The sequence below is a fragment of the Paenibacillus polygoni genome, from assembly GCF_030263935.1.
In the GTDB taxonomy this organism is placed as follows: domain Bacteria; phylum Bacillota; class Bacilli; order Paenibacillales; family Paenibacillaceae; genus Paenibacillus; species Paenibacillus polygoni.
Genome location: NZ_CP127162.1, coordinates 1,456,828 through 1,472,193, shown reverse-complemented (window position 1 = coordinate 1,472,193; position 15,366 = coordinate 1,456,828). Strand labels below are relative to the sequence as shown.

General features: G+C 41.7%; 11 protein-coding genes. 1 reads left to right on the top strand and 10 read right to left on the bottom strand.

Annotated features, from left to right (window positions below; all coding sequences use genetic code 11):
- Positions 1-164: 164 nt before the first annotated feature.
- The 9 genes from QPK24_RS07115 to leuB all read right to left on the bottom strand — a co-directional run bounded on the left by QPK24_RS07115 (position 165) and on the right by leuB (position 12,355).
- Positions 165-2,288 carry a putative bifunctional diguanylate cyclase/phosphodiesterase gene (locus QPK24_RS07115; protein WP_285747394.1) on the bottom strand — a complete coding sequence of 708 codons (2,124 nt, stop codon included), beginning with the start codon at positions 2,286-2,288 and terminating at the stop codon, positions 165-167.
- 282 nt (positions 2,289-2,570) lie between these two features.
- Entirely contained in the window at positions 2,571-3,530 is a 960-nt protein-coding gene (locus tag QPK24_RS07110) for an aldolase catalytic domain-containing protein (RefSeq protein WP_285747392.1), read from the bottom strand.
- A gap of 78 nt (positions 3,531-3,608) precedes the next feature.
- Complete coding sequence (locus QPK24_RS07105; protein ID WP_285747390.1) at positions 3,609-4,949, bottom strand: hypothetical protein; 1,341 nt, start codon at positions 4,947-4,949, stop codon at positions 3,609-3,611.
- A complete protein-coding gene (locus QPK24_RS07100) occupies positions 4,942-6,042 on the bottom strand; it encodes a DUF58 domain-containing protein (RefSeq protein WP_285747388.1) in 1,101 nt (366 codons plus the stop codon). The genes QPK24_RS07105 and QPK24_RS07100 overlap by 8 nt, the downstream gene beginning before the upstream one ends.
- Positions 6,043-6,045: 3 nt before the next feature.
- Positions 6,046-6,993 (bottom strand): AAA family ATPase, encoded by a 948-nt coding sequence (locus QPK24_RS07095; RefSeq protein WP_285749158.1) that lies wholly within the window; start codon positions 6,991-6,993, stop codon positions 6,046-6,048.
- A gap of 182 nt (positions 6,994-7,175) precedes the next feature.
- Positions 7,176-8,699 (bottom strand): leucyl aminopeptidase, encoded by a 1,524-nt coding sequence (locus QPK24_RS07090; RefSeq protein ID WP_285747386.1) that lies wholly within the window; start codon positions 8,697-8,699, stop codon positions 7,176-7,178.
- A 195-nt stretch (positions 8,700-8,894) separates the two neighbouring features.
- Entirely contained in the window at positions 8,895-9,998 is a 1,104-nt protein-coding gene (locus tag QPK24_RS07085; protein WP_285747385.1) for an ATP-binding protein, read from the bottom strand.
- 374 nt (positions 9,999-10,372) lie between these two features.
- Positions 10,373-10,795 (bottom strand): hypothetical protein, encoded by a 423-nt coding sequence (locus tag QPK24_RS07080; protein WP_160032835.1) that lies wholly within the window; start codon positions 10,793-10,795, stop codon positions 10,373-10,375.
- Between the two features lie 456 nt (positions 10,796-11,251).
- Complete coding sequence (leuB, locus tag QPK24_RS07075; RefSeq protein WP_160032834.1) at positions 11,252-12,355, bottom strand: 3-isopropylmalate dehydrogenase; 1,104 nt, start codon at positions 12,353-12,355, stop codon at positions 11,252-11,254.
- A 267-nt stretch (positions 12,356-12,622) separates the two neighbouring features.
- On the opposite strand from leuB, the gene QPK24_RS07070 reads away from it, so the two are divergent.
- A complete protein-coding gene (locus QPK24_RS07070; protein ID WP_285747380.1) occupies positions 12,623-13,603 on the top strand; it encodes an aldo/keto reductase in 981 nt (326 codons plus the stop codon).
- A gap of 175 nt (positions 13,604-13,778) precedes the next feature.
- Here QPK24_RS07070 and QPK24_RS07065 read toward each other — a convergent pair whose 3' ends face one another.
- A complete protein-coding gene (locus tag QPK24_RS07065; protein WP_285747378.1) occupies positions 13,779-15,320 on the bottom strand; it encodes a 2-isopropylmalate synthase in 1,542 nt (513 codons plus the stop codon).
- Positions 15,321-15,366: the final 46 nt, after the last annotated feature.

Sequence of the window (15,366 nt, the reverse complement as noted above, 5' to 3'; positions counted from 1 at the left end):
AATGAATGAGCGCCATTCATTAGTGACAAGAAATAATATATCATAACTCTGCTTTCTCTGCAACCCTAAGTTTATAACTACAATGTATTTTTCTCAGTCACAGCACATGCAGTTCAGGCAAACAAAAAATAAATGCATGTGCTGAGCATCCCTTGAGAATCATTTTAGGCGATAGCTTTTAAAAACCGAGATTCGAAATCAATCGATGCAAGCGGTCTGCTGAAGAAATAACCTTGCGCATCATTACAGTGCTGTTCTTGTAAAAATAAAAGCTGGTCTTCGTTCTCTACCCCTTCCGCAGTCACTTTGAGCTGAAGATGCTTTGCCATAGAGGTAATCGTGGATACGATTGCTTTATTGTTCCGATCTACCATCAGCTCCCGCACAAAGGACTGATCGATTTTAAGACGATCGATAGGCAGATTTTTCAGATAATGAAGTGAACTGTATCCTGTACCAAAATCGTCAATACTGATCTGCACTCCAAGCTTTTTAATACGTTCGAGTACTCTCATGCCTTGCGTCATATCAAACATCGTACTTTCTGTTATTTCAAGTTCTAAGTATACAGGGTCAAGGCCTGTGTCCTGCAACACACGCTCAATTCGTTCTGCAAGCTGTACTTCCTGAAATTGTTGGATCGATAAATTCACGGATATCGTCAAAGGTTTGTATCCTTGATTTTGCCACATTCGGTTCTGATGACACGCTTCTTTAAGCACCCATTCTCCGAGCGGGACAATAAGTCCGCATTCTTCAGCAATCGGGATAAAATCGATGGGTGATATACGTCCTCTCACCGGATGGTTCCACCGAACAAGCGCTTCAACTCCAACCACTTCACCGGTAGCGAGATTCATCTGCGGCTGATACTCAAGATAGAATTCATTACGTTCTAGGCCTTTGCGTATATCGTGTTCCATCTGTAAGCTCTCTTGAGCTTCTCTCTTCATAGATAAGGTATATCTATTGAAATCTTGTCCTTCATTCTTGGCAAAATATAAAGCTGTATTTGCATTACGAAGAAGTTCGTCCGGCTTAGCACCATCATAAGGATATATACTAACTCCTGCCGAAGGGGTAATGTATAGTTCTCGTTCATTTATAAAAATAGGATCTTTTACACGCTCTAAAATTTCATAAACCCGATTATGTAACATTTCTACGCTTTCTATTCCGGTCAAAACGATTGCATATCGATCTCCTCCAAGAGAAAACACTTCTTTTCCCCCTTGATCGTTAAGCAAGCGTTCCCCTGTCTGTTTCAACAGCTGGTCCCCGAGTATATAACCAAGGGAATCATTAATGATCTTAAATCGACTAATGTTAATAACAAGCAAACCTAACAGTGCCCCATCAGCCTCTAATTTTTCTAGACATTCACTCACATAGTGAAGCAAAGATCTCCGGTTACCAAGCCCAGTGGTCTCATCATAATGAGCCATGTAGTCTAATTTTTTTCTTGTTACTTTTTGTTCTTCTAACGGACTCTTAATATAGACGTTATAATAAATATTTTGAAAAATAATATACGAAATCAATTGAAACAACATCGAAAAGGTAAAGTATACATCCTGAACATAAGTAACTTGAAGTATAAAGCTTTGGCTTATAATACAAAAACAAACGCCCAGGATCAGCCGGAAATTAATTTCCTTACTGCGCTTCTTTCGTGAGAAAATAATACCGGCTAACGCGAACACAAAAAATAAAAGAAGCGATGCATGCATAACATAATGAGTTGAATTGATCGACTGTGCCCACGGATCAGAACGGCTAAGAACAGATTCTGTTATGCCGTTATTGTATAGAACCAACATAAGAAAACTGATATACAGGGTCCCCATCGTAATACTTACCCATCTTGGGAATGGCTTTTGCTTTGCAGGCAGCTTAAATCCGAGAAACAACATACACACCACACAGATTAAGCGAGCCATAAAAATAATGACAAGTACATCTATGGAATCCACCAACAGTTTATAGCCGATCTTTATTTCCCCATAATAAAGAAACAGCAAAAGTTCAAGCAGTCCTCCCGCAAAGAAGACGTAAGAAAAGTATTGACCATTCCTGGTTCGATCCCCTTTTGCCTGCATTCTGCTCTGGTTATAAGCAGATAAACAAATAATCATCGAAACTAATGAAATTCCAAGACCTAATAGATGAAAAAATTCTTGATTTACGATTGATGATAATGAACCTGGTATCCAAGGAGTCAGCAAACATAAGAACAAACCCGCTGTCACCATTTTGATGGATTTGTAATATCCACTTTTTAAGTTCATAACATTTTCCATGCCTCCATTCATCTATATCTAAAACCAACTTACTTTTGCTCAATATTCATTCTAATTTGACACATTTCAACAATTCCCTTCCACTTTCCTGGACTATAATACCATTTTTTAAGCAGATCGTGTATCTTTTTTTGTGAACAACGATGCATATCAACGTAATTTATAGTTCTAAAGACTCATAACAAAACGATTAAACACAAAGAAAAACGCTCTATGTGAATCCACATAGAGCGCCTGGTTATAAGCTAATTTTTTTTGCGAATTGGTTATCTATTCAAAATTAACTTCGGGTGTAGTGAGCTTGTCGTAAAAATCTACGACCTGATCTTTGCTTTCCGAAGCTCGAAGAGCCATTGCTGAACGAGGATGTTCATCAAGATGTCCTGTGACCATATAAGGCAGAAGGTAACCCCATTCTTCCTTTTCCCGTAAAGGCACAAGCCAGTTCTCCAGCACGTTTAGAACCGGACGCAATTTGTACTTGGTTCCCTTCAAATGAGCAATAAGCAGTTCTGTCGGACAATTGCCGGCTGCACGTCCCATTCCGTATACAGATGCATCAAGAAGTTCTACACCAAGTTCTGAGGCAATCAGTGTATTTGAGAAAGCTAGCTGCATATTGTTATGTGTATGTACACCAAGTCGTTTATTAGGAAGATGCTTTTTGAATTTTTCAACGAGGTATTTCATATCGTTATGATCCAGGCTGCCGTATGAGTCTACGATGTAGACTACATCTACAACACTCTCATTAATCATTTCAAAAGCTTCTAAGAGTTCATTCTCCATCACGTTAGAAAGAGCCATGATATTCAGCGTTGTCTCGTAACCGCGGTCATGGAATGTCTGTGCAAGCTCTAGACCTTTGTCCACATCCTTGATATAACAAGCAACACGAATTAAATCCAGCATACTTTCGCTGCGAGGTAAAATATCAGCTTCGTCTACTCTGCCAATATCAACTAAAGCAGATAATTTCGTAGTTCCTTTTTGCGGGATCACTTTACGCAGAAAATCATCATTCAAAAAGCGCCATGGTCCTGCTTTATCTGCTCCTTTTAGCAACTTGGGAGAGTTTTTATAACCAATCTCCATGTACTCTACCCCTGCTTCATTCAGCCCTTCATAAAGTCCTTGGACAAACTCAACGCTGAAATCCCAATTGTTTACGAGACCGCCGTCTCGAATCGTGCAATCTACAATTTTGCTTGTGTTCGTCAATGTCTTCATGCATAAGCTCCTTTGGCATCTTTATCTATTTCTACCATGATACTTGAACGTAGAAGGAAAAGTAAAGAGAAGGTTTACCTACTCATTTGACTTCCATTGCCTATCTATTTGTTGAATCACTTCTTCACTTACATTTTTCTTTCCATACCTAACTTCGTTATATAAGGGGAATAGTTCATCTGAAACTGCTCCCAACTCATCCTTATGTCTTTTATTTGTTCTTTCTATCTTAGCTGTCGTCTTTATCTTATCGAGCTCTTGTTTTACTTCAAAAGGGGTTAGATGAGCTGGGATCTCAAGTCCCTGTCCTTTGACCCGGAGAACATACTCTCGATAATAATACCGAATGCGCTCCTTAGGATCGCTCGGCACGGACTCTCTTTGAAAGAAGCGAAGCCAGCTCTTCTTGTTCTTCGGCTTTTCTTCAATCGTTTCAATGATATCAATATATGCCGTTTTAGGCGGGATGACCGGCACTGAATTCTTTTTACGATGTTCTAAATACTCAGTGAATTTCACAAATAATTTCCAAGCCTTATAGAATATAAAACATAGCAATGCGACAGCTGCTAAGAAAACAATTGCTCTCAGTAAAAATTCCCAAATCGGTGATGGTTCTTTCGGAATTCTCTCCTCATTTGGCAGAAAGGGAGGAGGAGACTCCGTTACACCCGTGGAATTGGGGATATTCTGCTGCTGCGTCTCACCGCTGAATAGATTTCTCACCCAGGCAGTAAACCAACTCCATACAGAGGCAGCAACTTCAGATAAACGCTGAAAGCCTCCGACAAGTAAAACGATCATAAGAAAGAGTAAGGTACGTAATTGATTAATCTTCGTAAAACTTCTTACAAGCGGCCTTTGCCCCTTGAAATCAAGCGTAACCTTCCGCATTTCCTGGGTATGGCGATCCCAAAGCAGTAATATAAAACTAGCCAGTCCGCTTACATAAACCCCCGCACTGTATGGCGTAAGCGAAGAATATCTTCCCACAAAAAAACTGAGTACTACCAATGATACGAGACCAACGACCCGATATTTTTCCGATATAAAAATCGTATGCTTGATATGCTTCTGCAAGTAAAATCCCCGACAGCCTATAGTTCCGCCAAGAACGACACCTGCTATGATGAAGGGTAAACGATTCTCCGTAGATCCTGCCATAAAAGCCGCAGTGGTAATTACCATTCCACCAAGTACTGCTGTAGCAACAGCAAATGCTGAACTCTTCATAGATAGCACCCTGCCGCTCAATACCCCGACACTGATCGTAACAAAACCAATACAGAGCACATACATAGGAGAAACTCCCAGAACATAGACAGATAAAATAACAATAAGAGCATAGCCATAGATTAATTCGGCAGCGCCTTGTACTATAGCCTGAACAGGAAAAGTAAAGGTTTGTTGCTTATCCATTGCCCCCCTCCTTATCCTCTATGAACAGAACGGTAATCCGGTTACCAGCGGTTCGCAGTCTTGCTAACTGGGTTTCCATCGCTTGTGACACATAGGCGGTAACCAGTAAATAATCGAGCTTCCGTTCCTCATCTTCTTGCCGGTCAGCTTCATCCCGCAGCATTTGTTCCATTGGCATAAGGCACTTTAATTGAACCTCAGCCATAGCCTGCATAATATATTCGGCATGAACAGAGCCATAGTCTGTATCAATCCAAATAGCTGTATCTCCCTGTTCCGAATAAGCATTGTGTGCAAACCCTGCCTTCAGTCCTCTGCTGGCAGCATAACTAACTGCTGTGGATGCATAAGACAAGCCTCGCTCCGCAAGTTCCGGTCTAGTCACTACACTCCACATCTCCTCCGATTCCTGTATATTAAATAGAATCATCGTCTGTGGGTCAGAACTGAAGCCCTGTTTAAATACTTGAAGATCACCTGTCCTTGCGGTAGCACTCCAGTGAATACGATTCATTGGATCACTTTCCCCATAAGGACGAACCCCTACGATTAAAAAAGGATCTTCCACGATCCACCTGGATACTTCCAGCTCTCCTTGCCATACTTCGAAGTTTGACGGCATTTCATGATCGGAGAGGATTTCCGGATATACAGTCAAAGCAATGGATACGGGCAATTTTTGACTTGTAGAGTAGATATTAAAGAGATCTCCTCCCGTCATCGTGACCGTCTCCATCTGATAAACACCTCGTTTCTGACATACCACGAAGTGTCTTCTTGAGATTTTAGTGAAGGGTCTCATCGTAAACACGCTTTGATGATTTTGATAAATATTTCCTTTACTGATCCCCATTTCTTCTCCGGTTTGAAAAGAAAAGGAAGCAGGCATCATCGCTTCTAGACGCAGCCAAGGAATAGGCAGTCTTTTTTCATTAGCAATCTTTTCCGTCATAACTAACTGATCACCTGCATAACAGCGATCTTTTTCAAATTCTCTCGAATACGTAACGCGCCTAAGTACAGGAAGTCCAAATATCGCTTGCTCCACCATAATTAGCAAAAGACCGACAACAATAAACCATAAGAGATCCATCAGCTAGCCTATGCTGCTTTCTGAAGCCATGTTTTCACTCGGGACTGGGATTTGTTCAATGATACTTTGAAGCAGGGCTGCCGCCTTCCCTTCCTGTTGTCTTGATCTTTGGTGGAGCACAAGTCGATGAGATAAAACAGGCAGAGCGAGCGCTTTGATATCGTCAGGCAGGACGTAGTCCCTATTTCTTATGGCAGCCCTGGCTTGGGCAGCTCTAACCAGTGCCTGTGTTCCTCTCGGGCTTACACCAAGGGCAATATCAGGATGACGTCTTGTAGCCTCTGCTATTGCAATCATATACTGGAGGAGATCTTGCTCGACTTGTACGGACTTAAAGGATTGCTGGGCTGAAATCATATCCTCCTGTGTGATCACAGGGGTTATAGGAGACTGAAAACCGCCTTCTATCGTCCGTTTTAAGATTTCAATGCCTTCGGCTTGGGAAGGGTAACCCAAATTCATTTTTAACATGAATCGATCCATTTGCGCTTCTGGCAGCGGAAAAGTTCCTTGGTTATCAACTGGATTCTGCGTTGCTATGACAATAAAAGGTTTGGATAGTACATGAGTTTGTCCATCCACACTTATTTGCCTCTCCTCCATACACTCTAGCAAACTGGATTGTGTTCTCGGCGTTGCTCTATTAATCTCATCCGCTAATACGATATTTGCAAATAAGGGGCCTGGCCTAAATTCAAACTGTCCCTCTTTCTGGTTGTAGAAATGAATTCCCGTCAAATCCGACGGTAATAAATCGGGAGTAAACTGAATCCGCCGAAATGAACATTCCATCGAAGCAGCTACCGTTTTAGCGAGCATCGTCTTACCTGTCCCGGGAACATCTTCCAATAAGATATGACCTGAAGCGATGAGTGCGGTCAGCAATAAATCTACCGATTCTTCTTTGCCGATCATGTACTTTGCTATATTTGTTCTCAGTTCTTGTGCCATGTTCGCAATTGCCTTGATTTCAGCCTCGACCACAGAAAGACCACCTTTATACTTATAATGAGGAAACGTTTTCATATATGTGTTTTTATTTTATCACAATGACAGAAAACATGCATTTTATGTAAAAAAAGAAGGTATACCCCTGGTTTCTCCCAGGCATATACCTATCTACCATTCTAATCCTATTCTTGTTCCTCACTTGTGATCCACTCTACAATGGTCCGGACCATGACACCTGTGGCTCCTTTCGGATTTACGCCTCGCTCTTTCGAAAGAAATGCAGTTCCAGCGATATCCAGATGAATCCAAGGGATCCCGTCAGCAAAGGTCCCTATAAACAAACCAGCCGTACTTGAAGCTGCATTTCTTCCTGTGCTGTTCCGTAAGTCAGCCACATCACTTCTCAGCATCTCTTGGAATTCGGGATACGCAGGAAGCGGCCATACTCTTTCACCGGTTCGTCTAGAAGCTGAAATAAACCGACTCAAAAACGTCTCATCATTCGTTACCGCACCAGTGGCAACATCTCCAAGTGCTGATAATACAGCCCCTGTTAACGTTGCTACATCAATAAGACGAGTTGCACCTAATTCCTTCGCGTAGGTCATACCGTCAGCAAGTACAACTCTTCCTTCTGCATCTGTATTCAGAATTTCAACGGTTCTGCCGCTAAGTGTGGTAATGACATCACCTGGTTTGAATGCACTGCCAGAAGGCATATTCTCAGCGGTCGGAATAACGATTAGTACGTTTAGTTTCGGACGAAGAATGCATAAGGTCTCAAGTGCGCCGAGCACGGTAGCTGCACCGCCCATATCACTGATCATTTCTTCCATACCGACACGAGGTTTGAGCGAAATACCGCCTGTGTCAAAGGTAATTCCTTTTCCTACAAGTCCCACAATGTCGCCATCCCATGTTTCTTTTCCTTGATACTTAATGACGATCATTTTGGGCGGATGGATGCTGCCTTTTCCTACAGCGAGAATTCCGCCCATCCCTTTTTTCTCGAGTTCTTTTTCATCTAAAATGGAATACTCTAGTCCATGTTTCTCAGCTAGTTGTTTGGAGGCTATGGCAAGATCTTCAGGAACGAGCATATTCCCTGGAAGATTGGTTAAATCTCTGGCATAATTGGTTCCTGCCGCAAAAGCTTGACCCCGCTCGATCCCTTTCTCCCATTCTTTTTGAAAATCAGGATCTGTGACTTTTTCTTGATGGAAAGTTAATTTACTTGGTCCTATATAAGCTTTTTGTTTCTGTTTATAGTTTTTTCTTTGGTATACTCCTAAAATAAAACCTTCCGTTAACGCGTGCGCTACTTTAGAAACATCAAGTGTATCGGAATAGGACACCAGTGACGAAGGCATAGCAAATACCACTTCATCTGCACTCACCTGCAGTGAAGCTTTGGCTGCTTTTGCAGCGAGATTACGGAGCTCATCCACGCTCATGGGATGCTCCCCTGTTCCTGCTAAAACGAGTGTAGCAGCTGCACTCCCCTGCTTTACAGGGATGGTGAACAGTTGATTCTCGGAACCATTAAAAAGTCCTCTTTCTTTTACGGAAGTAATCGCTTGCTTCCATGATTCCGGAAAATGTCCTGTAATCCACTCGGCTTCTGATACCATACATATGACGGCATGTGCCTCAATTGATTCTACAGGAGCTGCCGTTTTCCATGTGATCTCTAATGTGTTGTACATCAATCTCTTCATCTCCCAATCGGTATATCGTTCTGAATAAAGCAACGAAAGGTATTTAGAATTCAATTCATTCATACACGTGTTCCATACTACTCATATATACCCTTCGTCACATGTACAAAAACAAAACAGGCCGGAAGCGGGTCAAGCTCCAGGCCTGCTTTAATGATGAAGTGAAAATTCGTAAAAAACAATCTACACGAGAGGCAAAGAAATGTTAAACGTGGTCCCTTCTCCTAATTTGCTATGTACATCTATAGTCCCGCCATGGTTCTTGATGATGCGATAGCTGACAGAAAGTCCAAGTCCCGTCCCTGTCTCTTTTGTTGTAAAAAACGGATCAAATAATCGAACTAGTGTGTTGTTGTCCATCCCATGACCATTATCTTTTATAGAAATGATTACATGGCTTTGCTCCTCATGCGTAGCAATCTGAATGATGCCAGAATAGTCTTCTCCTACAGGGTCCATAGCGTCCATCGCATTTTTCACTATGTTCAGCATGACTTGTTTAATCTGTTTAATATCTATGGAGACATAAAGCGGAGTCAGATCATTATTCAGCTGGATCTCACAGCCATTCATTAAACCTTCACTCTCCGTAAGAAGAACAATTTCTTTAAGTAAAGACTGGATAGGAATGACCGTCTTCTGAGGTGCAGATGGTTTTGAGGAATTCAAGAATTCATAAATAATATCGTTAGCTCGGTCAATTTCTGTCAAAATAATTTTCGCATATTCATCCTTACCCAGCTGCAGCAAATGAGGACGAAGCAGTTGAATGAACCCCCGAATCGCGGTAAGCGGGTTTCGAATTTCGTGTGCAATGGAAGCGGATATTTGGCCGAGCATCGCAAGCTTGTCATTCTGATACGCGGTCTGTTCAATTTGTTTAAAATCTGATACATCTTTTACACTCAGCAGAAAATTCCCATCCATCTGATCCCCATAGGTCATTGTAATGAGCCAATGTTTTCCATACTCATCCAGCAGTTCATGATAGCGCTTACGATGGAAGATGGTCTCTCGATATATCCTAAGAATTTTCTTCTTTTTGAACCGGCTGATATAAGGATGTTGAACTAATTGAAGGACGTTACATCCTAGTAACTGTTGCCTTGGAAGCTCCAGCAATTTTGCCATCTGTACATTGATAAAAGTTAGAAAACCTTCGCTATCAAACAGCATAATTCCACTGTCCAAATGTTCCAAAATGTTCTCATAATTACTATTATCAAGATGCCTTAGTGGAAAAGCCTCATTGGCAGAAATCAAAGTGTCCTGAAACTCACTGATCATACTCAGGTTCCCCCTTTTTACTTAAATGGAACTTGCCGATCGGACTAGCAATGGTCGCAGAACAGTAAGACCGTCTACCTTGAAGTATGTGATCTTCCAATCAGAAGGGCATTAGATTTGCCTATCATAAGACTTTCGCTGATCTATTTTCCGTTACGGAATAGCGATAATGTGAGCCAATGTTTATAAATTAGCTGATTCCGCTTTGAAAGAAGTCTATTTTATCATAGACAAGGTTACCAATCCTAGTCAATCAGAGATACTGTCGAATAAACAGAAATAATTGAGATAAATCCTTTTCGTTCAGGTATAAAGGATGACTTCTCCATAAAAAAAACCTTTGCCCTAGGGCAAAGGTCGTCTTTGCAAACATACTATGGTTGTCTTCCCGGTTGATTGTGCTTCAGCTTTGAGCGTTTTTTACTCATGACAGCAAGCCTGCGCTTTAATTCGCTCTCCCACTTCTCGTCTTTTATATTTTTGGCTATGGACAACAAGTCAAGAGACGTATCGATTTGTCTTTGGACGACTTCGAGCGGATCTTCATTCTCACGGTTTACACAGTTCTCATAAATCGTATCTTCGTCTTCCATTACATAATCTTGAAAGTCAATCTCAGAGGCACCGTCACCATGTGCATATTCAGCTAAAATTTCATATTCATTTTCTACTTTGTAATGGACTTCTACCCGATGACATACTGGACAAAAGAGCAGGGGAACATTGTGGACCTGCGTACGGTAATGTTTTAATGTTCCCTTCGTTCCAATCATACTTGCTCCACAACAAAAACTCATTTGTTCACCCTCCTTGTAGAAACGCACCGGATGCATTATTTACATTATGTTCAATAGCGTATTCTTTTACCCTATTCGTTATGACAGTTCGTTTTCCTCTTTATAATAAAAAAGATTCCATACCCCTTATAACACCTTTTTCCCAGTTCTTAAACGCATTTTTTGTAAAAAAAAGGCACCCGCGTTATTTGGTGAAAAAAGCCCTCACAACATAAGAAATGCTGTAAGGGCTTGTCTATTATTTTTGAAAAATGCGGAAATTTATAGGTTACTGATCGGCTTAGGAAAAAGAAAATGTATTAAGATCCTTAGCCCATTCTACGAATAATATATAGATCCTATCACTCGTTTAACTCAAAGTCAAATGGGCAGTACATGAAAAGGATCGAGAGCAGCTACTCTCTTCTCCGTAAATATATACGGAATCTAAAGAATATCTACTCTCTATCGTGTTACTTATTTAATAGAAGAAACTAGTGTCGATTTCTCCATATTCTTCACGATTAAATCTCCCATCGCTGAAGTACTGATTGCTTGGCTCTTATCTACTGCGATATCGCTTGTACGATGACCTTCATCCAGCACTTTAGCTACTGCTTTTTCAATGGCATCTGCTGCATCTTCATATCCAAAAGTCATTCGGAACATTAAAGCGACAGATAGGATCGTTGCAATAGGGTTTGCTGCTCCCTGTCCCGCAATATCAGGAGCGGAACCATGAACTGGTTCATACAACCCGAAGCTGCCTTCTCCCAAAGATGCAGAAGATAACATCCCGATCGAACCCGTCAACATGGCTGCTTCATCACTTAGGATATCTCCAAACATATTCTCGGTTACAATGACATCAAAGCTCGCTGGTCTCCGTAAAAGCTGCATTGCACAGTTATCAACAAGTACATGTTCTACTTCTACATCAGGATAGTCAGGAGCTACACGGTTTACCACTTCACGCCATAGTCTCGATGTTTCCAGTACATTAGCTTTGTCTACTGAAGCAAGTCTCTTTTTCCGTTTTTGTGCAATTTCAAAAGCCTGTCTAACAATGCGTTCCACTTCTGTTACGTTGTAAACACAGGTATCAACTGCTTCTTCCCCATGCTCTCCTTGTCTGCGAAGTTTGTCACCGAAATAGATCCCGCCGGTCAGTTCTCTTACGACCATTAAGTCCGTTCCTTCTAGAACTTCTGGTTTCAAGGTAGATGCATCTTTCAAACAATCAAATACAACAGCCGGGCGTAAATTAGAGAATAAACCAAGTGCCTTGCGAATTCCCAGTAATCCTGTCTCTGGTCTAAGTTCTTTAGGGTTATTATCCCACTGCGGACCACCCACTGCTCCAAGCAGAACTGCATCTGCATTCTGACATACTTCGAGCGTTTCTTCCGGAAGCGGTGTTCCTTTTTGATCAATAGCAATCCCGCCGAATAAGGCATGGCTCGTTTCAAACGTATAACCGAACAGCTCCTCTGTCCGTTTTAATACTTTCTCTGCTTCCGCAACAACCTCAGGGCCGATCCCATCACCTGAAATGACTGCTATTTTCTTCACATCTGACATGAACAACACGCTCCTTTTTTATGTAAAATCATAAATTTCAATTTTCTCGACGTTGTAAACTTCTTATATATCTTTGTACCATAGATATGGTGGATTTGACCAAGATATAGAATCTATTGCTTTAATAGGTTTAGACTATAACCGCTGCATTCAATTTCCTAATTCATTCAAAGGATTGTAAGTAAATCAGTTGATTGAACTTGAATTAACCGTTTACAATAACATAGAAAGGTAAATTTGGTTCCTATGAGGAAGGATGAGTGGACTATGCAGTACAGTTACCTGGGTAAGTCTGGTTTAAAAGTAAGTAAACTATGTCTTGGTACAATGAACTTTGGTCCCGAAACAGATGAAAAAGAGGCATTCCGAATTATGGATGCCGCTCTTGATGCAGGAATCAATTTTTTTGATACAGCAAATGTATACGGTTGGGGTGAACATTCCGGCTTAACTGAAAAAATTATCGGCAGATGGTTCAAACAAGGTGGAGGCCGCCGTGAAAGAGTGGTACTCGCTACAAAAGTCTATGGTTCCATGCAGGATCAGTCGGATGGCCCTAACGATGACGCAGGTTTATCTGCCTATAAAATTCGTCGTCACTTGGAAGGATCATTACAGCGTCTACAAACGGATCATATTGAACTTTACCAAATGCACCACGTCGATCCCGTCATTTCATGGGAGGAACTTTGGGGAGCGTTCGAAGTCAGCATTGCACAGGGGAAAATCGGCTATGTTGGCTCTAGTAATTTTGCAGGCTGGCAAATTGCGGTTGCCCAAAGTGCTGCCAAACAGCGGCATTTCCTCGGACTTATCTCAGAACAGCATAAATACAGCCTCAATTGCCGGCTACCAGAACTTGAAGTCCTTCCTGCAGCTCAACATTTAGGACTTGGGATTATTCCTTGGAGTCCGCTGGATGGTGGATTGCTTGGCCGGAATGCCCTAAAAAAACTCGAAGGGACTCGTACCGGTAATAATGCAGCTTACATCGATCAGCACCGGGAGCAGTTGGAAGAGTTTGCTGCACTCTGCCGTGAACTTGGTGAACCTCAAGATAACGTTGCTCTTGCTTGGCTGCTGGCAAATCCTGCAGTAACTGCTCCGATTATCGGACCTCGAACCATGGAGCAATTTGAAAGTACACTGGATGCACTAGATGTAAACCTTGATGAATCCACGATGAAACGCCTAGATGAAATTTTCCCAGGACCTGGCGGACATGCACCTAATGCATATGCTTGGTAGACCTATATAAACAGTTAATTGTGTTATTTTCATCATTCAATAAAAGGATACATTTGTAACTTAGATTCATTTGATTTTTAAATAAATATAAAAGTACCCGAAAAGCCCTTTCTAGGAATCTTTACTCATCTGAGAAAAGTTCCAAAAAGGGCTTTTTTATCGAATCATTATGATTTTATAAATTTACATTAATGCGCTCTGTATATGTTTTACGTTTTTCAACAAGATGGTTGAGAGCATCTACATAAGCACGGGCGCTGGCTCCAAGGATGTCGGTACTCACTCCGCGTCCTTGCACCGTCATCTTATCCTGTTTTAGGACGACATGTACTTCACCCAAGGCGTCTTTACCGTGAGTAACGGACTTAATAGAATAATCAGCAAGGATCACATCTTCTCCACTTGCTTTATCAATCGCATTATAGATCGCATCTACCGAGCCATTTCCTTCAGCTTCTGATGTCACATACTTCCCGTCTTCCAAGCAAAGGCTGATTCTAGCGGAGGGAACAGAGGCATTTCCATAAGTGACATACATCTCTTGAAGTTTGAATACTTCGGGACTATCGACTAATTTTTCTTCTAAGAGCGCAATTAGATCGTCGTCCGTCACTTCTTTTTTCTTATCTGCAAGATCTTTAAACTGTGCAAAAGCTCGGTTTACTTCATCTTCTTCAAGGATAAACCCAAGCTCAACCAATTTCTCACGGAAAGCATGCCGACCTGAATGTTTACCAAGTACAAGTTTGCTCTCTTTCAGTCCAATGGTTTCTGGTGTCATGATTTCATAGGTTGTTTTTTCTTTGAGCATACCGTCTTGATGAATACCTGACTCATGAGCAAATGCATTAGCACCGACGATCGCCTTATTACCAGGGACGACCATCCCCGTTAATCTGCTGACGAGCCGACTGGTCCGAGCAATCTCAGATAACTCAAGTGTTGTTTTTGCCCCAAATAATTCTTGTCTTGTCTCTAAAGCCATCGCTATTTCTTCAATAGCTGTATTTCCGGCACGTTCCCCAATTCCATTAACCGTACCTTCAATTTGATCTGCCCCATTCATAATCGCAGCCAGTGTATTGGCAGTCGCCATTCCCAAATCATTATGACAATGAGCGCTGAGTTGCACCTTCTCAATATCCGGTACTTGCGTTTTTAATATTCTGAACAGATTACCATATTCTTCAGGATATAAATAACCTACCGTATCCGGAATATTTACAACGGCTGCTCCCTCTTGGACTGCCATCGAAGTCACTTCAACTAAAAAGTCGTGTTCTGTACGGCCGGCATCTTCAAGTGAAAATTCGATTTTGGAAAAATAACGTTTCGCATACCGAATGGCAGATCTTGCTGTATCAAGCACCTGTGCTTTGTCCATGCGAAGTTTATGCTGACGATGTATTGGCGAAGTAGCTAGAAACAGGTGGATACACGGATCTTGTGCTCCTTGAAGCGCTTCCCGAACAGCTTCAATATCCTGTTCTCTAGAACGTGAAAGTCCAATAACCGTTGAGTTTTTTACCGCTCTAGCAATGGCATTTACGGCAGCGAGGTCGCCCGGGGAGGCAGCCGGAAAACCAGCCTCCATCCGGTCCACTCCTAATTTTTCAAGCTGATAAGCGATCTCCAGTTTCTCCCGCGTGTTCAGATTGACGCCAGGAGATTGCTCTCCGTCACGCAGTGTAGTATCAAAGATATGAATTTTGCGCACACTCAGCACCTCCAAAAAATGTTATGTTTAACCTCCTATAGCGGCT